Here is a 23,980-nt window from a genome sequence, read left to right on the forward strand (position 1 = left end):
GCTCCATGCCTTACCAAGGTAGTCGAAGCGTCCTGCCGTCCACCGGTCAAAACGCCGATGGCCGTTGACGGCCAGATCGCGCAGGTCTACGATCCGGGAAAACTTAAAGGAAAGTTTCCTATAAGTTACTATTCCAAGCAGTGGAGAAGCCCGTGCAGAGACTCCTCCGTAAAGTGATCGCGACAGCCCTCGCCGCGGGTCTCGTGGCGGTGGCCGCGCCGGCCCCCGCCCAGGCTCAGGCATCTCAAGGACTCCAGGGACACGGTGACCGCTACAAGCGGGTCGCCTACTTCGTCCAGTGGGGCATCTACGGTCGCAACTACCACGTCAAGGACATGGACACCAGCGGCGCCGCGGCCAAGCTCACCCACATCAACTACGCCTTCGGCTTCGTCAACGCCGAGGGCTCCTGCTACTCCCCCGACCCGTGGGCCGACTGGCAGCGCCCGGTGCCCGCCGAGCAGAGCGTGGACGGCGTCGCCGACGTCGAAGGGCAGGCGCTGAACGGCAACCTGAACCAGCTGAAGAAGCTCAAGGCCAAGCACCCCGGGCTCAAGGCCCTGATCTCCCTCGGCGGCTGGACCGGCTCGAAGTACTTCTCCGACGCGGTGCTGACCCCCCAGGGCCGCGCCAAGCTGGCCTCCTCCTGCATCGACCTGTGGCTGAAGGGCAACCTGCCCGGTACCGCCCCCGGCACCGGGGCCGGTGTGTTCGACGGCATCGACCTCGACTGGGAGTGGCCCGGCTCCTCAGGGGAGGTCGGCAACATCATCCGCCCCGAGGACAAGCGGAACTTCACCCTGTTCGTCGCCGAGATCCGCCGCCAGATGAACCAGTTCGACCAGCGCACCGAGCTGACCGCCTTCCTGCCCGCCGCCGCCGCGAAGATCGACGCGGGCTTCGAGGTCCGCGACGTCTTCAAGCAGCTCACCTTCGCCACCATCCAGGGCTATGACCTGCACGGCTCGTGGGAGACCGTCACCGGCCACAACGGCAACCTGTTCAACGACCGGCGCGACCCCCACCCGGTGAAGTACAGCGTGGACCAGACGGTCCGCGACTACCTCACGCGCGGCGCACCCGCCAAGAAGCTCGTGGTGGGCGTACCGGCGTACGGCCAGGGCTGGACCGGCGTCACCGGCGGGAAGAACGGCCTGTACGGCACCGCCACCGGCCCCGCTCCCGCCACCTACGCCGCCGGAAGCGAGGACTACAAGATCCTCGTGAAGAAGCCGGGCAAGCGCCACCGCGACCTGCTGACCGGGACCGTGTGGCTCTACGACGGCAACGAGTTCTGGTCCTACGACGACCCGGCCACGCTGCTGCAGAAGGCGGCCTACATCCGCCTGAAGGGCCTCGGCGGCTCGATGATGTGGTCCATCGACCAGGACGACACCCGGGCGTCGCTCACCTCGGCGCTCCACAGCGTCCTGCGCTGAGCGATCCCCCTCATACCGGGCGAGGCCGCAGGATCTGGGTCACCAGCGGCCTCGCCCGCACGTTTCAGCTATTTCTTGGCCTTGTCCGTGGAGGACTCGGTGGACAGCGCGGCGACGAACGCCTCCTGAGGCACCTCGACCCGGCCGACCATCTTCATCCGCTTCTTGCCCTCCTTCTGCTTCTCCAGCAGCTTGCGCTTTCTGGAGATGTCGCCGCCGTAGCACTTGGCGAGGACGTCCTTGCGGATGGCGCGGATGTTCTCACGGGCGATGACCCGGGCGCCGATCGCCGCCTGGATCGGCACCTCGAACTGCTGCCTGGGGATGAGCTCGCGCAGCTTCTTGGCCATCTCGACCCCGTAGGCGTACGACTTCTCCCGGTGGACGATGGCGCTGAAGGCGTCCACGGCCTCGCCCTGGAGCAGGATGTCGACCTTGACCAGATCCGACTCCTGCTCGCCCGAGGGCTCGTAGTCCAGCGAGGCGTAGCCGCGCGTACGGGACTTGAGCTGGTCGAAGAAGTCGAAGATGATCTCACCGAGCGGCATGGTGTAGCGGATCTCGACGCGGTCCTCGGACAGGTAGTCCATGCCCTGCAGGTTGCCCCGGCGGTTCTGGCAGAGCTCCATGATCGCGCCGATGAACTCCGAGGGGACGAGCACGGTCGTCTTGACCATCGGCTCGAAGACCTTCTCCACCTTGCCGGTGGGGAACTCCGAGGGGTTGGTGACGACGACCTCCTTGCCGTCCTCCATGATCACCCGATAGACCACGTTGGGCGCGGTCGAGATGAGCGAGAGGTTGAACTCGCGCTCCAGCCGCTCGCGGACGATCTCCATGTGGAGCAGGCCGAGGAAGCCGCAGCGGAATCCGAAGCCGAGCGCCGCGGAGGTCTCCGGCTCGTAGTCCAGGGCGGCGTCGTTGAGCTGGAGCTTGTCCAGGGCCTCGCGCAGGTCGGGGTAGTCGTCCCCGTCGATCGGATAGAGACCCGAGAAGACCATGGGCTTGGGGTGCTCGTAACCACTGAGCGCCTGGAGGGCCGGACGCGTCACGGAGGTCACCGTGTCGCCGACCCGCGACTGGCGGACGTCCTTCACCCCGGTGATCAGGTAACCCACCTCGCCGACGCCCAGCCCCTTGTCGGCGATCTTCGGCTCGGGCGAGATGACACCGATCTCCAGCGTCTCGTGCGCCGCGGTGGTGGACATCATCAGGATGCGCTCACGCTTGCCCAGGTGGCCGTCCATCACCCGGACGTACGTGATCACGCCGCGGTAGGTGTCGTACACCGAGTCGAAGATCAGCGCACGGGCGGGCGCGTCGGCGTCGCCGACCGGGGCCGGAACGTTCGAGACCACGTGGTCCAGCAGCTCGCGGACGCCGACGCCGGTCTTGCCGGAGACCCTCAGCACGTCCTCCGGCTCGCAGCCGATGAGGTGGGCGATCTCCGCGGCGTACTTCTCCGGCTGGGCGGCGGGCAGGTCGATCTTGTTGAGCACCGGGATGATCGTCATGTCGTTGTTCATCGCCAGGTAGAGATTGGCCAGCGTCTGCGCCTCGATGCCCTGCGCGGCGTCGACCAGCAGGATCGCGCCCTCGCACGCCTGGAGCGACCGGGAGACCTCGTAGGTGAAGTCGACGTGCCCGGGGGTGTCGATCATGTTGAGGACGTAGTCGGTGTCGCCGACCTTCCAGGGAAGCCTGACCGCCTGCGACTTGATCGTGATGCCGCGCTCGCGCTCGATGTCCATGCGGTCGAGATACTGGGCACGCATGGAACGGTCGTCGACCACTCCGGTGATCTGCAGCATGCGATCGGCGAGCGTCGACTTGCCATGGTCGATATGCGCGATGATGCAGAAGTTGCGGAGCACAGCGGGGTCGGTCTGGCCAGGCTGAATGCGCACCGGGATCCGTTTCAACAGATTGATGACGATCATACGGCTGGCATGCCAGCCGTCTTCCATGGTGACATGTCCGGGTGATTGCCCGGACCAGAGCACGGCGCGGCCTGCGGTTCCTCGCTACGGTGGCGGCCCTGCTCCTCGCGCTTCCAGGGGTGGCCGTGGCCATCCTCACCCTGCAGTTTACCGGGACACCCGCCCCATGGGCGAAGACGACCGGCCACGACGCCCTGTGGCTGGGCCACGCGTGGGTCGACGGCCGCAAGACGGCCGACGACGTGCGGACCCTCGCCGCCCGGCTGCGAAAGACCGGGATCAAGGACGTGTACGTCCATTCCGGCCCGTTCGACTCGGACGGGACACTGCCCGCCGGCGCGTATCCGAAGGCGGCCGACTTCCTGAAGTGGTGGCGCGAGGAACTCCCCAAGGTCAGGGTGTCCGCCTGGCTCGGCCAGAAGGTCGACGGCGTCCTGGATCTCGACGACGCCGCCTCCAGGCAGCGCGTGCTGGAGGGGGCCCGTGCGATCACGGAGCTCGGCTTCGACGGCGTCCACTACAACTTCGAGCCGATCGGCGACGGCGACACCGACTTCCTCGACCTGCTCACCCAGACCCGGGCGATCGTGGGCGACGGCCTGCTCTCCACCTCGACCCCGCAGATCGAGCCGTTCCCGCTCGTCCGGCCGGCCGTCCGCGCGGCCCTCGGCCACGACAAGTACTGGTCGCCCGCCTACTTCCGCGAGGTCGCGAAGCTCACCGACCAGGTGGCGATCATGACCTACGACTCCTACCTCCCCTTCCCCACCGTCTACGGCGGCTACGTCGTACGGCAGACCTCGCTCGCGCTGGAGATCGTCCCCGAGGAGAAGACGGTGCTGATCGGCGCCCCGGCCTATCACGACCACGGTGTCTCCTGGGCCGACGAGGCCGAGAGCGTCGAGAAGGCGGCGACGGGCGCCCGGCTGGCGCTGACCTCGTACGGCAAGCCGCGCGAACGGTTCGGCCTGGCGCTCTACGTCGACTTCGCCGCCACCAAGGAGGACTGGGCGGAGTACGAGAAGTTCTGGTTCAAGCCATGAGGATTCCGGCCCGAGCCATCGGGACCACACGCTAGACTGATCAGGCATCCCTCTGCCCGGCCTGTCGATTTGAGTGTCGACCACGGCAGTTGGTAGCCTAGTCAACTGCGTGTGGCGCGCCCTCTCTGCCCGCGCGCCCCATCCAACGACATTCACCGAGGCTTCTTCGTGGCGAACATCAAGTCCCAGATCAAGCGCAACCGGCAGAACGAGAAGGCCCGGCTGCGCAACAAGGCTGTCAAGTCTTCCCTGAAGACGGCCATCCGCAAGTTCCGCGAGGCCGCCGACCAGGGTAACGTCGAAGAGGCTGTCGCGCTGCAGCGCGCCGCCTCCCGCCAGCTGGACAAGGCTGCCAGCAAGGGCGTGATCCACAAGAACCAGGCCGCCAACCGCAAGTCGGCGATCGCCCAGCGCACCGCCGCCCTGTCGGCCGCCAAGTAGTCCCAGGTTCCGCGAACGCCGCATCCCTTTGGGATGCGGCGTTTCTGCGTTTCCCGCCGTCCCGCCCCGGCGGCTTCGGTTCCCGGCGGTCCCGTGAGGGGCTCCTCTCCCCCGTATCCGCCTAACGCCCCGTGCGACTGGCGACCACGGTCTGGACCATGTGCTCCAGCGCGTACGCGGGGTCGGCCCCGCCGCCCTTCACCTGCGCATCGGCTGTGGCGGCCGCCTGGATGGCACGGGCGAGCCCTTCGGGCCCCCAGCCGTTCAGCTGCCGCTGGACCCGGTCGATCTTCCAGGGCGGCATGCCGAGATGGCTGGCGAGCTGACCACCCCGGAGATTGCGGGGAGCGCCTCCCACCTTGGCCAGCGAGCGCAGGCCCCCGGCGAGCGCGCTCACCAGCAGGACCGGGGCCGTACCGGTCGAGAGCGCCCAGCGCAGCTGCTCCAGGGCATCGCCCAGCCGCCCCTCGACCGCCGAGTCCGCCACGGTGAAACCGCTCACCTCGGCCCTGCCCCGGTGGTAGCGCGCGACGGCGGCCTCGTCGATCGTCTTGCCGGGGGTGTCGAAGGCGAGCTGGCTGCACGCGGCGGCCAGCTCGCGCAGGTCGTTGCCCACGGCGTCGAGGAGGGCGGAGGCGGCGTCGGCCCCGATGGTGCGCCCGGCCCGCTTCAGCTCCGCCTTGACGAACGCGAGACGCTCGGCCGGTTTGGTCACCTTGGTGACGGAGACCACCTGGGCACCGGCCTTCTTGACCCCGTCGACCAGGGCCTTGCCCTTCACTCCTCCCGGATGGACGAGGACGAGCACGGTCTCGTCCGCCGGGTGTGCCGCGTAGGAGACGACCTCGGCGATGACGTCCTTGCCGAGGTCCTGGGCCGAGCGGACGACCACCACGGACCTCTCGCCGAACAGCGAGGGCGACGTCATGCGGGTGAGCTCCCCGAGCTCCATCTTCGAGCCGGGGAGGTCGTGCACCTCGGCGGTCGGATCGGCCGCCTTCGCCGCCGAGGTCACCTCGCTCACCGCGCGGTCGGCCAGGAGTTCCTCGTCGCCGAGGATGAGGATCACAGGTGCCGGATCGATTGCCGCCATGTCGAGCAGCATGCCACGTCCCGGTGACCGGCTGGGCCGTCGGCAAGCCGTTCGCAATCGAAATGCAGGTGCCACCGGGCACCCTGGGAAACACCAGAGGAGGTGAGAACCATGACAAACTCCACCATTCGCCGGCACGCCTGCCCTCGCTGCGGAACATCCCTCGACGAGGGCCCGATCATGTACCGTTGCGCGCGCTGCAGCCGGTCGGTCTACGCCGCCGATGTGGACACCGAGTTCCGCCGCCAGGCCGGGAGCGGGAACTGATCCGCACCGGCGCGACCGGACCCGGAAGCCTGCCCACCTCGGCCCGGACGCCCCGAGCCGCCCGCGAACGAGTCTCCGCCCCCCTCGCGATGACGGCCAGAGCCCCCTCGCGGACCACCACGGCGAGGTCTCCCGACAGATCCGTTCGGTAGACGCGGGCGCCGAGTCGGCGCAGCGCGGCCAGGGTCGACGGGGCGGGGTGGCCGTAGCCGTTGTCCGCCCCCACGCTGATCAGAGCGGCGCGGACACCGGAGGCGGCGAGGAAGCCCGGGTCGTGCCTGCCCGATCCGTGGTGCGGAACCTTGAGGATCTCGGCGGACGGCAGACCGCGCCGGAGCAACTCCGCCTGGGCCTCGGTCTCGATGTCGCCGCTGAGCAGGGCCGCCCCCGCGGCCCAGCGGACGTGCACCACAACGCTCGCGTTGTTGACGGCCGCCCCCTCCCCCGCGCCGGGCGGGGGCGCTTCGGCCGCCGGGCCGATGACGGTGAGTTCGGAAGGCCCGAAACACCAGCTCACACCGGGCCTCGCCGCCCACTCGACCACATGGCGACGGGCGAGGGCGTCGCTCAGCCTCCTCCCCTCGTGCCCTCCGGCATCGTGTGGGGTCACCACCACCGCCCCCACGACGCGTCCGCGAAAGACCCCGTCGAGCCCTCCCACATGGTCGAGATGCGGATGGGTGAGAATGACCAGCGGCACCTCTTTGATCCCCATGGAGCGCAGGCAGCGGTCCATCCGCACCGGGTCGGGGCCCGCGTCCACCACCACGGCCCGCCCCGGTCCCGCCGCGACGAGCAACGCGTCTCCCTGACCGACGTCACAGGCCAGGAGCAACCATCCGCGAGGCGGCCAGCGTGCCACGATCGGCACGGCCACCGTCACGGCGAGAACCAGCCCGGCCAGTGCCGCGAGGGCGATCAGGCGTGACCGCCGGTGTCGCAGCACCAGCACCGCGAGCGGGACGGCGGCGGCCAGCAGGAGCAGGCCGGTGACGCCGCCCGGCCACGGGATCACGCCCAGCGGGAGTCCGGCGGCGTGCGCGGCCACCTCGATGATCCATCCGGTGGCCAGCCCCGCCGGCCGGACCAGCAACTGGGCGAGCCCCATGTGCAGCGGGGCGATCAAGGCCACCACGAAGCCGAGCAGGGTGGCGGGGGCGACGGCCGGTCCCGCGAGCAGGTTGGCGGGAATCGCCACCGGCGCGAGCTGCCCCGACATCAGGACCAGGACGGGGGTCACAGCGGCCTGAGCCGCGGCGGCCACCGCGGTCGCCTCCGCGAGCCATCGGGGCATGCGGGCCGAGAGCCGGTCGCGCCAGCCGGGAGCGAGGACCAGGATGCCCGCGGTGGCCGCGACCGACAGGGCGAAACCGTAGGAACGCGCGAGACCGGGAACGAAGAAGATCAACCCCAGGACCGTCACCGACAGGGCGGCGACACCGTCACGCGAGCGGCCCGTGCCGAGGGCGAGGGCGGCGACTCCACCCATCAGGAGTGCCCTGAGCACGCTCGGCGAGGGCCGGGCGACGACCGCGAAGGCGACCATGGCCGACATCGCCAGCACCGCCCGCGCCGCGAGGGGCAGCCCGGCCATTCTGGCCAGCGCGACCGCCGCCCCCGCCACGACGGCGAGGTTCGCGCCGGAGACCGCGAGCAGATGGCTGAGGCCTGCCGCCTTGAAGTCGGCCTTGACCTGCTCGTCCATCCGGGACACGTCACCGACCACCAGGCCGGGCAGCAGTCCGCGCTGCGCCGGAGGCAACACGTCGGCCGCCTCCCGCAATCCCGACCTGAGTGCCCCGGCCGCGCGCTGCTCCCAGGACGGCCCGCTCAACACTCGCGGTGCCCCTCTGACCAGCACCACCGCCGCGAGCAACTCTCCGGGGCCGGCCCGGCCGAAGCGACCGGTGACCTCCACTCGCTGGCTGGGCAGCAGGAAGCGCCACTCGGCGCCCGAGACGAACAGCACCACCGGAGCCCGCAGCACCACCCTGCCCGCTCCCGTACCGACCGACTCGACCCTGGCGGGCACCACGAAGCTCTCCCGGAGGGAAGGCCCTCCCCTCCTGCCCGTCTCCCGCGGGTCGTCGGTCACCACCACCTCGGCCACCGCCAGGGCGTTTCCTCCCGCGAGCTCGGCGACCGGCCCCGTACCGACCGCGTGCACCCGGAAGGCCACCGATCCCGCCACCGCGGCCGCGCACCCAAGGACCGCGATCATCGCGTTTCGTCGGCCCGCCACTCCCGGTGGCCGGGTCAGGACGGCCATCGCCAGGGCACCTGCGGCCATGAGACCGGCCGTCACGGCACCGGTCACAGCCGAGCAGCCCAGCAGGACGAGGGCGGTGATCCATGAGGCCGCCGCCGGCAGCACCAGCTGAGCGGCATGTGCGCGCCTCCCCTTGCCGGAACCCTCCGGGCCTCCCTGCCCGCCCGAGCCTGCCGCACCTCGGGAATGACCGGGGTCGGCGGACCATCGGGGACCGCCGGAGCCGATGGACTCCTCCGGTCCGCACGCTCCCCCGAGACTCCGAAGAGCGGCGACATCGCGGCGAGGAGGGCCACCGGAGCCGGCTGCCGTGATGACCGTGACGAGCCGTGTCACGACCTCCCTCGCCGTCGGCGCGTCAGACACGGACCTTGTCGCGCATCTCGGCGTACTTACGGTCGCCTATCCCGCTCACGTCGCGAAGCTCCTCGACGGTGCGGAAACCACCGTGGGCGTCGCGATATTCGGCGATGCGCCGGGCGAGCACCTCACCAACGCCCGGTAACCGCTCAAGCTGCTCGGGGGTGGCCGTGTTGAGGTCGACGACGGCGGTGGCGGGATCCACGGGATTCACCGGGTTGGGCGCCGCCGCGACGACGGCCGCGCCGGAGGGTCCGACGACGATCTGTTCGCCGTCGACGAGCCTGCGCGCGAGGTTGAGGGATCCCGTGGCGGCCGCCCCACGGATGCCCCCGGCTGCCTTGACCGCGTCGGCGACCCGGGAACCGTCCGGCAACGTGAGCACTCCGGGACGCCGGACCTTACCCGTCACGTGAACGGTGAGTCCGGTGAGCGGCGCGGACTGCCGACGTGGAGCGATGGCGGGCGCCGACAGCGGTGGCCCGGAGACCGGCACAGGTGGTGCCAGGGGCTCGGGCTCCGGTTGGGACCGCCAGGCGTACACGCCTCCCATGACGAGGGCGATCAGGGCGACAAGCAGCAGGAGACGCGGCCCGGGACGGCCGGGCACGAGCGCGGGGCTCTGGATGGCCACGACCTTGCGAAGCGCCTCGAAGGACGGGGGGATCGGTGCCGAACGCAAGCGCGAGGCGGGGCTGTCGTGGACGACATCCTCCATCCCGTCATGAACGCCGGGCCGAGCGTGCCGGCCCCGGCGCGGTATGCCGCCCGGACGGCGTGGCGAGAGCAGGGGGTCGGGGGCGGATGATTCGCACCCCGTCAGGATCCTCAGCCGCGACTCGGCTCGGAACCGCTCGATGTTCTGGCCTGTGGTCCGCACCCGCAGGACGTTACGGTGGCGGCGGCGAGCGAACTTTCACCGAATCTGGTTCTGTGGATAACCGGAAGATCGCGCGACAGAGGGGGTGGACGCCGGTCATCTGATCGGCGTGTGGGACACCGAAGGCCCGGAGACCTGCGAGCGCAGAGAGGTGCGAGCGCAGAGAGTCACGGGCGCGAGACATCCGCGGGTGTCCCGTGTGTCCCCGCTGTCGCTGTCACGAATTCGGAGACGTCGGCTCCGAATCGGAGACGTCAGGGCCCCGAAGACGTCAGAGGCTCACGAGAGGAGACGGTGATGCCCAGCATGCCGGGGCCGACATGGGCGCCGATGACCGAGCCGACCTCGACGACGACGACCTCGGTGAGTGCGGAAATACGTCCCTGCAGGCGTGCGGCCAGGGCTTCCGCGCGGGACCGTGCGCCGAGATGCTGGACGGCGATCTCCACCGGGCCCGTGCCCGCGGCCTCGACCGCGAGGTCTTCGAGGCGGGAGATGGCACGACTCGCCGTACGGACCTTCTCCAACGGGACGATCATCCCGCCGGATATGTGCAGGATCGGTTTGATCATCAGCGCCGAGCCGAGGAGGGTCTCCGCGGCGCCGATCCGGCCTCCCCTGCGGAGATGCTCCAGGGTGTCGACGTAGAAGAGGCTGCGGGCCGACTCCGCCCGGCGACGGGCGACGTCCGCCACCTCTGTCCGGGGCGCGCCCCGCGCGGCGGCGCTCGCGGCCGCGAGGACGGGGAATCCGAGACCCATGGCGATGGACCTGCTGTCGACGACGTCGACGGGAACGGGAGAGTCCTCGGCTCCCGCGCGGGCGGCCTCGACCGTACCGGACAACTCCGCCGACAGGTGGACGGAGACGATACCGCTCGCGCCCCGGGCCGCCGCTTCGCGGTAGACATCGGTGAAACGTCGTGGGGCGGGCCTGGAGGTCGTCACCCGGCCTCGTTCCCCCAGCACGTCCTCGCCGCCCGCGCCGTCGGTCCACGCCATGTCGTCGAACGACCTGCCGCCGACGACCACCTGGAGGGGCACCACGACGACTCCCAGGCGGGAGACCTCCTCCTGCGGGAGGTAGGCGGTGGAGTCCGTGATGACGGCGACCGGTGCGGGCATGTCCAGAGGCTACGTGGAGGAGATCACGCGAAGGAGACGGGGTCGATGCCCAGGAGGGACCCGGCGGGTGAGGGTTTCGAGTGCGGACCCGCCGGAGGAGGGAGGGCTCTACTGGACGGGGGTGCCGCCGCGCCAGACCCGGCGAGGCTTGAGGCCGAAGGACCAGGCGAAGGCGCCCTCGTGGTCGGCGTCCCACTGGACGATGTCGGCCAGGCGTCCGGGAGCGAGGACACCGCGGTCGGGAGCGCCGAGGACCGTGGCGCCACCGAGGGTGGCGGCTCGGAGGGCGTCGCCGACACTCATGCCGAAGGCCGCGACGGCGAGGCTGATGACCAGGGACATCGAGGTGATGCCGCAGTGGCCCGGATTGTGGTCACTGCCGAGAGCCACGGTGACCCCCTGGGCGAGCATCCGGCGGACCGGGGGCAGGCTGCCACGCTGGAGGGCGGTCCCGGGGCAGACCACGGCGGGGACACCGTAGCGGGCCAGGATCGCGATGTCCTCGTCGGTGGTGTGGTGGAGCAGGTCGGCGGAGGCGCAACCGAGTTCGGCGGCGAGCTGAACGGCGCCGCGTCGGCTGTAGGCGCCGGCGTGCACGCGCGGCAGCAGGCCGACGTTGCGCCCGGAGGCGAGGACCCAGCGGGCCTCCTCCGCGGTGAAGTGGCCCTCGTCGCAGTAGACGTCGACACCGTCGGCTCCCGCCGCGGCGGCGTCGGCGCACCAGGAACCCACCGCCTCGACGTAGTCGCGCTGGCGGCCGAAGTATTCGGGCGGGACGACGTGCGCGGCCATGAAGGTCACGTGGACCCGCGGCATCATCGGCTCTTTCTCCAGCTCGCGCAGGAGCCGCACGTCGGCCAGCTCACCGTCACGGGTGAGGTGATAGCCGGTCTTGGCCTCGATGGTGGTGGTGCCGCTGAGCAGCCATTCACGGAGTCGCTCACGGACGCCGTTGCAGAGCGTCCAGGGGTCGGTGCCTCGGGTGACCGTCACGGTGGAGCCGATGCCGCCGCCCGCCGCGGTGATCGCGGAGGGGGTGGAACCGCTGGAGCGCATCGCCATCTCGGCGTAGCGGTTTCCCGCGTAGACCGGGTGGGTGTGCGCGTCGATCAGACCGGGGGTGACCAGCGCGCCGCCCAGGTTCTCGACGTGGTCGACGTCGACGATGTCGTCGACGACACCGGGCACGCTCTGCGGAAGATCCGCGGCGCGACCGACCCAGGCGATCCGGTCGTTGTGGACGAGAATCGCCGCGTTGCTGAACACGTCGTTTCCGGTCCAGAGCCGGCCGATGTTGGTCAGGAGGCGGACCGTCATCGCATCACCGCCTTGTGTTCAGGGGAAGACACCTGGAGGAGGACCGCACCCGGACGGGGCGGGCCGCTCCGCGCGGCGCCGAGCACCGCACCCTTCGAGCCCGCTGTGAGTCCGGACGGCATCGGGGGTCTCCTGCTCTCATCCGCGTGTCTGTTGTGCGGCGACAGTATCGCCGGGATCATGATCGGGCGATTTCAGTTCAGTTACGTTATTTCACAAGTCGGCCCGCTGTACAGGCTAATTGGGAAGAACGCCGCCCCTCCGCGACCGCACCTCACCCGCCGGCTCGACGGTCACGCGTGGCGTCGAACAACTTTCCACAGCTCAGACTACTTCTTCATCGCTCGTAACAGTAGTCACCAGAGCAACTTGCGTCATAACATCTCGCTAGATTTGCCTTATGGTAGCAATCTAAACCTTGGGCGACCACTGCAACTTTTGAGGCTTTTGTACGTTTTCGCACTCTCACAGTGCAGCCACCGCAGGCCGTCGGGCGCAAGTTCTGCCATTGAAACGCGGTTCGCCACCACTCTAGATTGGAACTCGAAAGACTCAAACCGCGCCCTTCCGGCGACCCGCCCCACCTGCCCGCGGGCCTGCACCGCGGCGTGACGGCGATCCCACGGTCACCCGCGAGCTCCGACACCCTCGCCTCCAACGCTCCCGGTGGGCACGCCCCCCGCCCTCGATGGGCACACGCCCCAGGATGACGTCCGAGGACCTCTCGGGACCGCGCGATGTGATACAACGCACAGGCCGTCCAACCTGGTCGCTCTCCCTCGAAGATCTGACCACAAGCGGCCCACCAAACCCCCAAAAAAGGTCGTAAGCAGGACGTTCCATGTAGCCTTTCGTGCGAGTTGTCTTCAGGTCGTACGCATGGGAGTTGCCTTGTCCGTCCACGCGGACGCCGGTCGGCGTCGCATCGAAGAACTTTTCCAGGAGCACGAGGCACGCGTCTTCAAGCGCTGGCTTGAGATCGCCCGTTCGTCCATCGGGGACCATGCGGAGAGCGGAAAGCTCGCCGATCAGTTGCGCGAGCTCTCCCAGGCGCTGCGTCAGTCCTTCGGGGACTCCGGAGACCTCAGTGACCTGCGCGGCCTGCTCTCCGAACTCTCCCGGGACCGTGCCCGCCAGGGGTTCACCCCGACCGAGACCGCGACCCTGGTCTTCGGTCTGAAGGAGGCCCTCTACGAGGTCGTCGAGGATGACGGTTCCCCCGAGGCCATTCGTGGTTTCATCTGGTTCTCCCGGGTAATCGACGACCTCGGCCTCTTCACCATGGAGAGCTACGCGGCGGCCAGGGAGAAGATCATCATTGACCAGGCGGAGCAACTGCTGGAGCTGTCCACCCCGGTGGTCAAGCTCTGGGAGGGCATCGTCGCGGTGCCGCTGGTCGGCACGCTCGACTCCGCCAGGACCCAGGTCGTGATGGAGAAGCTGCTCCAGACGCTCGTCGACACCGGCTCCGAGCACGCGGTCATCGACATCACGGGGGTCCCCGCCGTCGACACCGAGGTCGCCCAGCACCTGCTCAAGACCGTGGTGGCGGCCCGGCTGATGGGTGCCGAGTGCGTGATCTCCGGTATCCGCCCGCAGATCGCCCACACCATCGTCACCCTGGGCATCGAGTTCGGTGACATCGTGACCAAGGCCACCCTCGCCGACGCGCTGGCCCACACGCTGCGGGCGAGCGGCGTCAAATTCGTCAAGGGCGGGGCGTCCCGCATCGCCGTGCGGACGGTGGAGGGCTGATGGATCGCGTTCCCATCCTCAAACTCGGCGACATCCTGATCGTCTCCATCCAGATCGACCTGCAGGACATGAGCGTGCTCGCCCTGCAGGAGGACCTGTCGGAGAAGGTCGTCGAGACCGGAGCACGAGGGGTGATCATCGACATCACCGCCGTGGAGATCGTCGACTCCTTCATCGGCCGGATGCTCGCCACCATCGCGGCGATCTCCCGCATGCTCGACGCCGAGACGATCGTCGTCGGCATGCGACCGGCGGTGGCGATCACCCTCGTCGAGCTCGGCCTCTCCCTCGGCGGCGTACGCACGGCGCTCAACCTCGAGAAGGGCGTCGCCCTGCTGAACCAGATCGAAGAATCCCAGCACTTCGAGGCCTCCCGGTGACGACCGCGAAGGAACTGCCCATCAACGTCAACGGCGATGTCGTGCTGGTCCGCCAGCACGTCAGGACCGTCGCGGTGGACGTGGGCCTCTCCCTGGTCGACCAGACCAAGGTGGTGACCGCGGCCAGTGAGCTGGCCCGCAACGCCCTGGTCTACGCGGGAGGCGGGCAGGTACGGGTCGAGGTCGTCCACAAGGGCATGCGGCGGGGCCTGCGGATGGTCTTCAGCGACAACGGCCCCGGCATCTCGGACATCGAGCAGGCACTGACCGACGGGTGGACCACCGGCGGAGGCCTGGGGCTCGGCCTCAGTGGTTCGCGTCGCCTGGTCGACGAGTTCGACCTCGAATCGACTCCCGGTGAGGGAACGTTGATCACGGTGACGAAATGGGCGCGCTGATCCACTCACAGCGTGACAACTGGGTAAGGGCCGAGGACGCCAGCGCGATCGGCGCCCTCCGCCGCACCGCCGTGACACTCGCCGAGGCGCGGGGATTCAGCGAGGAGGACAGCGGACGGGTCGCCGTCGCGGTGAGCGAGGCCGCCTCGAACCTGGTCAAGCACGCGACCAACGGGGTCATGCTGATTCGCCCCCATCTGGAACTGGACTCGGCGGTGGAGGTCCTCGCGATCGACCAGGGGCCGGGAATGCGGGACGTCTCCCGCGCCCTGCGCGACGGCTACTCCACCACCGGCACCCTCGGCATCGGCCTGGGGGGCATCGCCAGGATGGCGAGTGGATACGAGGTTCACTCCATGCCCGGCCGGGGCACCGTGCTCGGTATGTACTTCGTCGCGCAGGGCGCCCCGCGGCCCCGGTGCCGGGTGAGCGGCCTCACCCGCCCGATCGGCGACGAGACCGTCTGCGGCGACGCGTTCGTGATCACCGATGAGGGCGCCGTGACGACCGTGATGCTCTGTGACGGCCTCGGCCACGGCCCCGCGGCCGCCCATGCCTCCCAGGAGGCGGCACGGCTGTTCCTGCGGCACGCCGACCTCGCTCCGGTCACCGCCCTGGAGCGCATCCACACCGGTCTCGGCCACACCAGGGGCGGCGCGGTCGCCGTGGCCCGCGTCGACGGCACCGCCGGCACGGTGAGCTTCGCCGGCCTCGGCAACGTCTCCGCGTGGATCGCCCACAACGACGGCCGTCAGGGGATGATCTCGGTTCCCGGCATCGCCGGTCACAAGGCCAGGACACTGCGCCAGTACGAGTACGCCCTGCCACCGCACAGCGTCGTCCTGCTCCACTCCGACGGTCTGTCCGAGCGGTGGAACATCACCTCCTATCCGGGTCTTGTCACACGCCTTCCCTCCGTCGTCGCCGGCACGCTGCTGCGTGAGGCCGGGACCCGCAGGGACGACGCCTGCGTGGTCGCCGTCAGGCCGGGCACATGACCGGGGACGAGCTGATCCAGATCCATGTCCGGGACGACCAGGATGTCTTCGCCATGCGCAAGCTGGGCCGTGAGGTGGCGGAGAACGTCGGGATGGAGACCCAGGACCAGATCCGGGTGGCCACCGCGCTGAGCGAGATCGGCAGAGAACTCGTGGAGGCGGGGAGCGACACCTTCGTCGCCTTCCGGCTGGAGCGGGACGCCCTGCGCATCGCGATCGACTTCTCGAAGGCCGACTTCCGTCCTTCCGACGGCATGACCCTGGCGGGGCGTCTCGTCGACCGCATCGAGCTCGATTCCGCCGAGGGAAGAATAAGTATGGTCAAACGGCTCCCGCAGGGCCGCAAGCCGAGATTTTCGGCGGAGGAGATCCGCGCCAAGCTCGCCGCGGTCGCGCCCACGACGGCCCTCGACGAGCTGCGCAGGCAGAACCGCGAGCTCGCCGAGACCCTGGAGGAGGTCCTGCAGCTCAACACCGAACTGCAGGAGACCAACCAGGGAGTGCTCGCGCTCTACAACCAGCTGTCGGAGGAGTTGGAGGAGACCAACCGCGGCGTCGTGGCGCTCTACGCGGAGCTGGACGAGAAGTCCGCGCAGCTCCGGGCGGCGAGCGACGCGAAGAACAGGTTCTGGGCCACCGTCAGCCACGAGCTGCGCACCCCCCTCAACTCGATCATCGGCCTGGTCCGCCTCCTGGTGGGCCCCGGCGGGGACCCCCTCGCCGACGAGCAGCTCCACCAGATCAACCTCATCGGTTCCTCCGCGGAGACGCTCCTGTCGCTGGTGAGCGAGTTGCTCGACATGGCGAAGGCCGAGGCGGGCAGGCTCGACCCTCAGCCCTCCATGGTCGATCTGACGGCCCTGGCCGAACGGCTGCGCATGACGTTGCGCCCCACCACCGGCCACGACGGGGTGCGGCTCACCGTGGAGGTCTCGCAGGCACCGGTGGAGATGCTGGTGGACGAGGTGATGCTCACCCGGATCCTGCGCAACCTGCTCACCAACGGACTGAAGTTCACCGAGCAGGGTGAGGTCAAGCTGGAGGCGAGGCTGGACGAGACCACCCAGGATCTGGTCTTCACCGTGACCGACACGGGAATAGGCGTGCCCGAGGAGTATCTGGAGCGCGTCTTCGAGGAGTTCTTCCAGGTTCCCGGACCGATCCAGGTGCGGAGCAAAGGGACCGGGCTCGGCCTGCCGTACGCGCGTCGGCTGGCCGAGGCAATGGGCGGCGGGCTGCACCTGACCAGCGTCGCGGGCTCCGGCACCACGGCCACCCTGAGGCTGCCCTACCGGCACGACGGGGCCCCCGTGGTCGACCGGTTGCTCGTCGTGGACGACGACGAGGAGTTCCGCGCCGTCGTGCGCCGGATGCTTACCGGATTCGCCGCCCACATCGACGAGGCCTCCGACGGCCTGAGAGCCCTGGAGATGATGGAGGAGAATCCACCCGACGTCGCCCTGGTGGACCTGCTGATGCCCCGGCTCGACGGCACCGCGCTGATGCTGCGGATGTCCGACGACGAGCGGTTGCGCAAGGTGCCGGTGATCGTCGTGACCGTCGCCACGGCGCGCCAGGTCCCCGAGAGGGCGCACATGATGGTCCCCAAGCACGGCCTCCGCCGCGACACCCTGCTGGAGGCGATCGAGAGCGCCCTGGGACACGTCGATGACTAGGAAAACCGCGAGGAAGGAGGCGACCGTACTGGTCGTGGACGACACCCCGACCAAGCTGTACATCCTGTCGAGCTGGTTGCGGCGCTCGGGTCACCAGGTCGTGCAGGCCACCGGCGGCATGGAGGCACTCGCCAAGGTGCGGGAGCTCCTCCCCGACCTCGTCGTCCTGGACGTACGGCTGCCCGACATCAGCGGCTACGAGGTCTGCGAGCAGATCAAGGCGGATCCGGCGACATCCTCCATCCCGGTCATCCAGATCTCCGGGGCCGCGATCGCCCCCGCCGACCGGGCACAGGGGCTCGAACGCGGGGCGGACGCCTACCTGGCGGAGCCGGTAGAGCCGGACGAGTTCGCCGCGACGGTCGAGGCCACGCTGCGCTACTACCGTGCCCGGCAGCGGGCCGAGCTGATGGCCGGACGACTCGCCGCCCTCACCGAGGTCACGCTCTCCATGAACTCCGCCGAGACGTTCGACGAGCTCCTCGCCACGGCCGTCGAGGGAACCTCACGGATCCTGGGACGGCACGCGGGCGCGCTCGCCCTGCCCCCCGACGGCCGGACCCGCAGGTTCGCCGCGACTCCTTCGGAGAACGTCGCCCAGGCCAAGGTCGCGGCGCCGGACACGCTGCCCAGGCTGAGCGCGATGTCCCTGGGTGCCGCCGCGGGCACCCAGGTCCTCACGGTGCCGGCCGCCGAGTGGATGAAGTTGATGCCCGACGCGACGCTCGACGGTGCCGTCTCGGCGGTGATCTGCCGCACCAAGCTGGGCAGGCCCCCCGTCTATCTCGGGGTGGTGGAGACGCCGCCGCTCGACCCCGACGAGTCCAACGTGCTGCGCCAGCTCGGCCAGGCCCTCGCCCTCGCCGTGGACGCGCTGCGGGCGTACGCCGAGGAGCACGCGATCGCCCTCACCCTGCAGCGCAGCCTGCTGCCGGCGCGGATCCCCGAGATCCCCGGAATCGCGATCAGCTGGCGGTACCAGCCCGCGGTCGACAACGTCGAGGTCGGCGGCGACTTCTACGAGGTCCTGCGGATGGACCACCGGGTGCTCATCGCCATCGGCGACGTCCAGGGGCACTCGCTGCTCGCCGCCACCGTCATGGCGGAGTTGCGCCACGCGCTGCGTGCCTCCGTCATCGGCGCCCAGGACCTCGGCGCGTCGATGGCGCTGCTCAACAACGTGCTGCGGCGCTACCACCCCGGCATGACCGCCACCGTCGCCCTGTTCCTGATCGATCCGGTGACCGGGGAGATGGAGATCTCGAACGCGGGGCACATCCCGCCTCTCGTCATCGCCGACGGCCACGCCCGCTACCACGCTCTGGGCAACCTCCTGCTTGGGGTGGCCGAGGAGACCTACCGGGTCGACCGGGTGAACATCCCCGAGGGAGCCTCGGTGCTGCTGTTCACCGACGGGCTCATCGAGGATCGCGACAAGCTGCTCGACGAGAGCCTGGAGATCGTACGGCACCTGGCGGAGAGCCTGGAGGGAGACCAGGAGGCCTTCTGCGACCGGCTGATCGAGCGGTTCGGCGCCAGGGAGGACGACGTGGCGCTGGTGATGTTCCGGCGCGAGAAGCGCTGAACGACGTCCGGGAGGCGGCGGACGCGTCCGGATGTGCTAGATGCGCCGTACCGCCACAAGAGGACGGTACGGCGCACCGGCGGGTCAGACTGCGGTCTCGACCGGTTTGGCGGTCTTCTCCAGCTCGGCGAAGAGGCCGGGCAGGACCCTGGCGTGCAGCACCGTGCCGTCTCCGGTGTGCTCGACGCCGAGGACCTCGCCCTCCTTGTGCGCCCTGGAGATCAGGTCACCGCGCTCGTACGGCACGAGAAGCCTGACCTCCTGGTCGAAGCGGGGCAGCTCCCGCTCGATCACGGCCCTCAGCTCGTCGAGTCCGGCGCCGGTGCGGGCCGAGACCACGACGGTGTGCTTCTCCTTCGCGGTCAGCTGGGCCAGCACCACCGGGTCGGCGGCGTCGGCCTTGTTCACGACCACGATCTCGGGGATGTCGCGGGCGCCCTCGATGTCGCCGATCACCTCGCGTACCGCGGCGAGCTGCGACTCGGGGTCGGGGTGCGAGCCGTCGACCACGTGCAGGATCAGGTCGGCGTCGCCGACCTCCTCCAGCGTGGAGCGGAACGCCTCGACGAGCTGGTGCGGCAGGTGCCGGACGAATCCGACGGTGTCGGCGAGCGTGAACAGGCGGCCGTCGGGCGTGTGCGCCTTACGGACCGTCGGATCGAGCGTGGCGAACAGGGCGTCCTCGACCAGCACCCCCGCGCCGGTCAGCCGGTTCAGCAGCGAGGACTTGCCCGCGTTGGTGTATCCGGCGATGGCCACGGCGGGAACCTCGCGCTGCAGGCGCCGCGAGCGCTTGGTCACGCGGGCGGTGGTCATCTCGCCGATCTGGCGGCGCAGCTTGGCCATCCGCTCGCGGATCCGGCGGCGGTCCAGCTCGATCTTGGTCTCACCGGGTCCGCGGCCTCCCATGCCGACGCCGCCCGCGGCGCGACCGCCGACCTGGCGTGACAGGTTTCCACCCCAGCCTCGCAGGCGCGGCAGCAGGTAGTTGAGCTGCGCGAGCTCGACCTGCGCCTTGCCCTCGCGGCTCTTGGCGTGCTGGGCGAAGATGTCGAGGATCAACATGGTCCGGTCGATGACCTTGACCTTGACGATCTCCTCAAGCTGGCGGAGCTGGCCGGGGCTCAGCTCTCCGTCGCAGACCACGGTGTCGGCACCGGTGGCGGAGACGATGTCGGCGAGCTCCTGCGCCTTGCCGGAGCCGATGTAGGTCGCGGTGTCGGGCTTCTGCCTGCGCTGGATCAGACCTTCCAGGACCTCCGAGCCCGCGGTCTCGGCGAGGAGCTTCAGCTCAAGGAGGGAGTTTTCCGCGTCGGTCGACGTACCGGAGGTCCAGACACCGACGAGGACGACCCGCTCAAGCCGCAGCTGGCGGTATTCGACCTCGGTGACGTCTTCCAGCTCAGTGGAGAGGCCCGCCACCCGGCGGAGTGCCTGGCGTTCGGCCAGGTCCATCTCGCCGTTGTCGAGCAGGTCGTCGAATCGGTCGATGTCCAGCGGCTCACGAGTGTCTATGTCGTCGCTCCATTCAGATGGTTGGTGCGTATGCGTTCTTCTCACAGGAGAGAACGCCCCGACACCCCGGGTCTCTTCCCCTTGATGGTGCCACGGGAACCTCCGGTCATCACCTGGTTATCACCGCCTCGTCCCGGCGCGCCGTGAACGCCCCTCGGTCGGGGCCCTGGGAACGGCTCGAAGGCGCGGCCTCAGGGAAGCCGGACCGAGGCGTCGCCCGAGCCGGTCCGCAGCGTGACCTTGCGGGGTGAGGAGGGGTCCCTGACCACCTCCACGGTCTCCTGACCCGAACCGGTGTCGGTGGTGACGTCGTAGCCGCCCTTGGGAAGGTAGGCGACCACGTCGCCGGAGCCGGTCTCGATCCGCACCTCCTCGGGCGCGGCGGAGAACCTCGCCTCGACGTCGCCGGAGCCGGTGTCGGCGACGAACCGCTTGGAGGTCAGGGCGCCGGCCTCGATCTCGCCGGAGCCGCTCGTGGCCTCGACCTCCCCGGTGAGCCCGCGCATCGTGATGGTGCCCGAGCCGGTGTCGAGTTTGGCCGTGAGGCCCCGCGGGATCTCGACCTTGTAGTCGACCGAGCAGTTCCCGCGGCATTCGTAGCGCAGGGTGAGCGTGCCGCCGTCCACCGGGTGCCGGAGGGTGGGCTTGTCGCCACGCCAGTGGATGGTCTCGGTCACCCGGACGGCCTCCCGGTCCGACTCGGCGACCACGATGTCCCCGGAGCCGGTGGCGACGTCCAGGGCCTTCAGCTCGCCGGTGACGTCGTAGGAGACGACCTCCTGCTGCCGGTCGCGGAAGTCGAGTGCGCCGCACCCCGAGAGCACGAACACCGACCCCAGGATCGCCCCTGCGACGACCATGTTCCTCTTCATGTGCTCAGTCCTCGACCTTCCGGGAAACCTTCGCTTCCCAACCGACGTGCGACGGGTTCGTCCTCTCCCTCTGCCGACCTGCCGAGGGCGCTCACCCAACTCTGACCGAGCCCGCCTCCCAGATCATCGGGGAACGCCCGGATCAGCCCCTGAGGGGGACCCTGCCTTTGACCGGTGACCGGCCCTGAAGTAGCGTCGATTCCACAATTCAGAATTACTTTTCCACCATATGGAAATCCGCGAGGAAAAGAGGACCCATGGACGGCGTTGAGATCGGCGGCCCCCTCCAGGACCGCTTCGAGGAGATCCTCACGCCGGAGGCACTGGCCTTCCTGGCCACCCTCCAGCGCGAGTTCGACGGCCGGCGTCTGGAGCTGCTGGAGGCCCGCCAGACCCGCCAGGCGGAGCTGTCGGCGGGAGGCACCCTCGACTTCCTGCCCGAGACCCGGCACGTGCGTGAGTCCGAGTGGCACGTCGCCCCGCCCGCCCCCGGCCTGGTGGACCGCCGCGTGGAGATCACCGGCCCCGTCGACCGGAAGATGACGATCAACGCGCTGAACTCCGGCGCCAAGGTGTGGCTCGCGGACTTCGAGGACGCCAACGCTCCCACCTGGGAGAACACCATCAACGGACAGCTCAACCTGCGCGACGCGCTCGATCGGACCCTGGACTTCTCCGCCGGGGAGAAGAGCTACGCCCTCAAACCGGACACCGAGCTCGCCACCATCGTGGTCCGGCCCCGCGGATGGCACCTGAACGAGAAGCACCTCACCTGTGACGACAGGCCGTTCTCCGCCTCCCTCGTCGACTTCGGCCTCTACCTCTTCCACTCGGCGCAGCGGCAGATGGCCAAGGGCAGGGGCCCGTACTTCTACCTGCCGAAGATCGAGTCACACCTGGAGGCCCGCCTCTGGAACGACGTCTTCGTCAGGGCCCAGGAGCTGCTCGGCATCCCCCACGGCACGATCCGGGCGACGGTGCTCATCGAGACCTACCCCGCCGCGTTCGAGATGGACGAGATCCTCTACGAGCTCCGCGACCACTCCGCGGGGCTCAACGCCGGCCGCTGGGACTACCTCTTCAGCGTGATCAAGAAGTTCCGCACCCGGGGCCGCGAGTTCCTGCTGCCCGAGCGCAACGCCGTGACGATGACCGCTCCGTTCATGCGGGCCTACACCGAGTTGCTGGTCCGCACCTGCCACCGGCGCGGGGCCCACGCCATCGGCGGGATGGCCGCGTTCATCCCCTCCCGCCGCGACCCCGAGGTCAACAAGGTCGCCCTGGAGAAGGTCACCGCCGACAAGACCCGCGAGTCCGGCGACGGTTTCGACGGCTCGTGGGTGGCGCACCCCGACCTCGTGCCGATCTGCCGCGACGTCTTCGACGCCGTCCTGGAGGACCGGCCGAACCAGCTCCACCGCCTGCGCGAGGACGTCTCCGTCTCCGCCGCCGACCTGCTGGCGGTCTCCAAGACCCCCGGCGACATCACCGAGGCGGGGCTGCGCAACAACGTGGACGTGGCGCTGCGCTACCTGGCCGCCTGGATGGGCGGGCTGGGCGCGGTGGCGATCCACAACCTGATGGAGGACGCGGCGACCGCCGAGATCTCCCGTTCCCAGATCTGGCAGTGGATCCACAACGGCATCGAGCTCGCCGACACCGGTGCCGTGGTGACCAGGGAGCTGGTCGAGAGGATCATCGACGAGGAACTCGCCAAGATCAAGGCGGAGCCCGGCTACGACGAGGCCCGCTACGGTCAGGCCACCGCCCTGTTCAAGGAGGTCGCCCTCGACGACGACTTCGCGGAGTTCCTTACCCTCCCGGCCTATGCGCGTATGCCGTGACATGACCAGCCCGACAGTGCGAAATCCTCATCCCCCGGCGGGGATTCCTCACTCCGGGCGGTCCCCGCGGGCGGATGCGGACGCCGGGCTCAGTGGATACTTTGCGTGCATGAGCGATGACAGGAACGGCGAAGGAGCCGACCAGGGCGAGTACGCGGCACTGCTCGACGCCGTCAAACGCGAGATCATCGGCAGCAGGGGACGGGTGGCGCTGCTCACCACCGACACCGAGCTGATCCGGCAGTACTGGCGGATCGGCCGCCACATCCTCGATCGGCAGCCGGACGACGACTGGGGCAGAAGGGCGGTGCCCCGGCTCTCGACCGACCTGCGCGGCGCGTTCCCCGAGGCGATGGGGTACTCGCGGACCAACCTCCTCTACATGAGGGCCTTCGCGGCCGCCTGGCCGGACTCCATCCCGAGGACGACCCGGCCGATCCCCTGGGGCCATCACATCGTCCTGCTCGACATGCTCGACAACAGGGCGACCAGGGAGTTCTACGCGCGCAAGACCGCGGACGAGGGGTGGGCGAGGGGCGTCCTGATCACGATGATCAAAGGAAGGCTCCACCTGCGCGTCCGGCACTCCCCGCCGGGCCCCGTCCGCACGCCGCCCTCCCCCGAGCGCCGTACCCCGCAGCGGGCGCCCGGAGAGCCCTGCTTCTCCGGCCTCGTGGACGACGGCCCCAGACACGGCAGGAACGCCGGCGCCGCCGCGCTGAGTGAGAATTCGAGACGAGGATGACAAGAACGGCGTCCTCGATCGGCCGATGGAGGCCGGCGG

The 23,980-nt window shown here is 69.5% G+C and carries 19 protein-coding genes; 11 read left to right on the forward strand and 8 right to left on the reverse strand.

The window, feature by feature from the left end:
• Positions 1–152: 152 nt before the first annotated feature.
• Positions 153–1,439 (forward strand): glycoside hydrolase family 18 protein, encoded by a 1,287-nt coding sequence (locus tag ACFY3V_RS04240; RefSeq protein WP_389769817.1) that lies wholly within the window; start codon positions 153–155, stop codon positions 1,437–1,439.
• A 68-nt stretch (positions 1,440–1,507) separates the two neighbouring features.
• On the opposite strand, the gene lepA is transcribed toward ACFY3V_RS04240, so the two are convergent.
• Complete coding sequence (gene lepA, locus ACFY3V_RS04245; RefSeq protein WP_389769820.1) at positions 1,508–3,346, reverse strand: translation elongation factor 4; 1,839 nt, start codon at positions 3,344–3,346, stop codon at positions 1,508–1,510.
• Between the two features lie 74 nt (positions 3,347–3,420).
• On the opposite strand from lepA, the gene ACFY3V_RS04250 reads away from it, so the two are divergent.
• Together ACFY3V_RS04250 and rpsT are read left to right on the forward strand one after the other, a co-directional pair.
• Positions 3,421–4,422 carry a hypothetical protein gene (locus ACFY3V_RS04250; protein WP_350944577.1) on the forward strand — a complete coding sequence of 334 codons (1,002 nt, stop codon included), beginning with the start codon at positions 3,421–3,423 and terminating at the stop codon, positions 4,420–4,422.
• A 168-nt stretch (positions 4,423–4,590) separates the two neighbouring features.
• Complete coding sequence (rpsT, locus tag ACFY3V_RS04255; protein WP_362501329.1) at positions 4,591–4,863, forward strand: 30S ribosomal protein S20; 273 nt, start codon at positions 4,591–4,593, stop codon at positions 4,861–4,863.
• 121 nt (positions 4,864–4,984) lie between these two features.
• On the opposite strand, the gene holA is transcribed toward rpsT, so the two are convergent.
• The 5 genes from holA to hutI form a co-directional block, all read right to left on the reverse strand.
• Positions 4,985–5,956, reverse strand: coding sequence for a DNA polymerase III subunit delta (gene holA / locus ACFY3V_RS04260; protein WP_350944580.1), 972 nt, complete (start codon positions 5,954–5,956; stop codon positions 4,985–4,987).
• A 178-nt stretch (positions 5,957–6,134) separates the two neighbouring features.
• Entirely contained in the window at positions 6,135–8,597 is a 2,463-nt protein-coding gene (locus tag ACFY3V_RS04265) for a ComEC/Rec2 family competence protein (RefSeq protein WP_389769826.1), read from the reverse strand.
• 253 nt (positions 8,598–8,850) lie between these two features.
• The gene (locus ACFY3V_RS04270) at positions 8,851–9,570 is read right to left on the reverse strand and encodes a helix-hairpin-helix domain-containing protein (RefSeq protein WP_389769829.1); all 720 of its coding nucleotides are present in this window, start codon (positions 9,568–9,570) and stop codon (positions 8,851–8,853) included.
• 416 nt (positions 9,571–9,986) lie between these two features.
• The gene (locus ACFY3V_RS04275; RefSeq protein ID WP_362898444.1) at positions 9,987–10,856 is read right to left on the reverse strand and encodes a DegV family protein; all 870 of its coding nucleotides are present in this window, start codon (positions 10,854–10,856) and stop codon (positions 9,987–9,989) included.
• Positions 10,857–10,964: 108 nt separating this feature from the next.
• Positions 10,965–12,173: an imidazolonepropionase gene (hutI, locus tag ACFY3V_RS04280; RefSeq protein ID WP_350944587.1), complete on the reverse strand. Its 1,209-nt coding sequence runs from the start codon at positions 12,171–12,173 to the stop codon at positions 10,965–10,967.
• 879 nt (positions 12,174–13,052) lie between these two features.
• Here hutI and ACFY3V_RS04285 point away from each other — a divergent pair.
• Genes ACFY3V_RS04285 through ACFY3V_RS04310 form a run of 6 tightly spaced genes read left to right on the forward strand, consistent with a single transcriptional unit; the run spans position 13,053 to position 18,965 of the window.
• Positions 13,053–13,928, forward strand: coding sequence for an STAS domain-containing protein (locus ACFY3V_RS04285; RefSeq protein ID WP_350944589.1), 876 nt, complete (start codon positions 13,053–13,055; stop codon positions 13,926–13,928).
• The gene (locus ACFY3V_RS04290) at positions 13,928–14,308 is read left to right on the forward strand and encodes an STAS domain-containing protein (RefSeq protein WP_350944590.1); all 381 of its coding nucleotides are present in this window, start codon (positions 13,928–13,930) and stop codon (positions 14,306–14,308) included. Before ACFY3V_RS04285 ends, ACFY3V_RS04290 begins: the two co-directional genes overlap by 1 nt.
• Positions 14,305–14,706: an anti-sigma regulatory factor gene (locus ACFY3V_RS04295; protein ID WP_362898447.1), complete on the forward strand. Its 402-nt coding sequence runs from the start codon at positions 14,305–14,307 to the stop codon at positions 14,704–14,706. The genes ACFY3V_RS04290 and ACFY3V_RS04295 overlap by 4 nt, the downstream gene beginning before the upstream one ends.
• The gene (locus tag ACFY3V_RS04300) at positions 14,694–15,704 is read left to right on the forward strand and encodes an ATP-binding protein (RefSeq protein ID WP_362898449.1); all 1,011 of its coding nucleotides are present in this window, start codon (positions 14,694–14,696) and stop codon (positions 15,702–15,704) included. Before ACFY3V_RS04295 ends, ACFY3V_RS04300 begins: the two co-directional genes overlap by 13 nt.
• Entirely contained in the window at positions 15,701–17,380 is a 1,680-nt protein-coding gene (locus ACFY3V_RS04305) for an ATP-binding protein (RefSeq protein ID WP_362898451.1), read from the forward strand. The genes ACFY3V_RS04300 and ACFY3V_RS04305 overlap by 4 nt, the downstream gene beginning before the upstream one ends.
• On the forward strand, positions 17,373–18,965 hold the full coding sequence (locus ACFY3V_RS04310) for a SpoIIE family protein phosphatase (RefSeq protein WP_362898453.1): 1,593 nt from the start codon (positions 17,373–17,375) through the stop codon (positions 18,963–18,965). Before ACFY3V_RS04305 ends, ACFY3V_RS04310 begins: the two co-directional genes overlap by 8 nt.
• Positions 18,966–19,049: 84 nt before the next feature.
• Here ACFY3V_RS04310 and hflX read toward each other — a convergent pair whose 3' ends face one another.
• Together hflX and ACFY3V_RS04320 are read right to left on the reverse strand one after the other, a co-directional pair.
• Positions 19,050–20,420, reverse strand: coding sequence for a GTPase HflX (hflX, locus tag ACFY3V_RS04315; protein WP_362502212.1), 1,371 nt, complete (start codon positions 20,418–20,420; stop codon positions 19,050–19,052).
• 251 nt (positions 20,421–20,671) lie between these two features.
• Positions 20,672–21,352, reverse strand: coding sequence for a DUF4097 family beta strand repeat-containing protein (locus ACFY3V_RS04320; RefSeq protein ID WP_350944597.1), 681 nt, complete (start codon positions 21,350–21,352; stop codon positions 20,672–20,674).
• A 257-nt stretch (positions 21,353–21,609) separates the two neighbouring features.
• On the opposite strand from ACFY3V_RS04320, the gene aceB reads away from it, so the two are divergent.
• Both aceB and ACFY3V_RS04330 read left to right on the forward strand, forming a co-directional pair.
• The gene (aceB, locus tag ACFY3V_RS04325) at positions 21,610–23,196 is read left to right on the forward strand and encodes a malate synthase A (protein WP_389769840.1); all 1,587 of its coding nucleotides are present in this window, start codon (positions 21,610–21,612) and stop codon (positions 23,194–23,196) included.
• Positions 23,197–23,305: 109 nt separating this feature from the next.
• Complete coding sequence (locus ACFY3V_RS04330) at positions 23,306–23,941, forward strand: DUF1016 N-terminal domain-containing protein (RefSeq protein WP_362898458.1); 636 nt, start codon at positions 23,306–23,308, stop codon at positions 23,939–23,941.
• Positions 23,942–23,980 lie beyond the last annotated feature (39 nt).

Source organism: Streptosporangium sp. NPDC000095 (assembly GCF_042899335.1).
Taxonomy (GTDB): domain Bacteria; phylum Actinomycetota; class Actinomycetes; order Streptosporangiales; family Streptosporangiaceae; genus Streptosporangium.

Excerpts from the sequence above, each read along its gene's own strand:
- holA (WP_350944580.1), bottom strand. The coding sequence starts at position 5,956 with ATGGCGGCAATCGATCCGGCACCTGTGATCCTCATCCTCGGCGACGAG.
- ACFY3V_RS04270 (WP_389769829.1), bottom strand. The coding sequence starts at position 9,570 with ATGGAGGATGTCGTCCACGACAGCCCCGCCTCGCGCTTGCGTTCGGCA.
- ACFY3V_RS04275 (WP_362898444.1), bottom strand. The coding sequence starts at position 10,856 with ATGCCCGCACCGGTCGCCGTCATCACGGACTCCACCGCCTACCTCCCG.
- hutI (WP_350944587.1), bottom strand. The coding sequence starts at position 12,173 with ATGACGGTCCGCCTCCTGACCAACATCGGCCGGCTCTGGACCGGAAAC.
- ACFY3V_RS04285 (WP_350944589.1), top strand. The coding sequence starts at position 13,053 with ATGGGAGTTGCCTTGTCCGTCCACGCGGACGCCGGTCGGCGTCGCATC.
- ACFY3V_RS04290 (WP_350944590.1), top strand. The coding sequence starts at position 13,928 with ATGGATCGCGTTCCCATCCTCAAACTCGGCGACATCCTGATCGTCTCC.
- ACFY3V_RS04300 (WP_362898449.1), top strand. The coding sequence starts at position 14,694 with ATGGGCGCGCTGATCCACTCACAGCGTGACAACTGGGTAAGGGCCGAG.
- ACFY3V_RS04305 (WP_362898451.1), top strand. The coding sequence starts at position 15,701 with ATGACCGGGGACGAGCTGATCCAGATCCATGTCCGGGACGACCAGGAT.
- ACFY3V_RS04310 (WP_362898453.1), top strand. The coding sequence starts at position 17,373 with ATGACTAGGAAAACCGCGAGGAAGGAGGCGACCGTACTGGTCGTGGAC.
- hflX (WP_362502212.1), bottom strand. The coding sequence starts at position 20,420 with ATGGACCTGGCCGAACGCCAGGCACTCCGCCGGGTGGCGGGCCTCTCC.
- ACFY3V_RS04320 (WP_350944597.1), bottom strand. The coding sequence starts at position 21,352 with ATGAAGAGGAACATGGTCGTCGCAGGGGCGATCCTGGGGTCGGTGTTC.
- aceB (WP_389769840.1), top strand. The coding sequence starts at position 21,610 with ATGGACGGCGTTGAGATCGGCGGCCCCCTCCAGGACCGCTTCGAGGAG.
- ACFY3V_RS04330 (WP_362898458.1), top strand. The coding sequence starts at position 23,306 with ATGAGCGATGACAGGAACGGCGAAGGAGCCGACCAGGGCGAGTACGCG.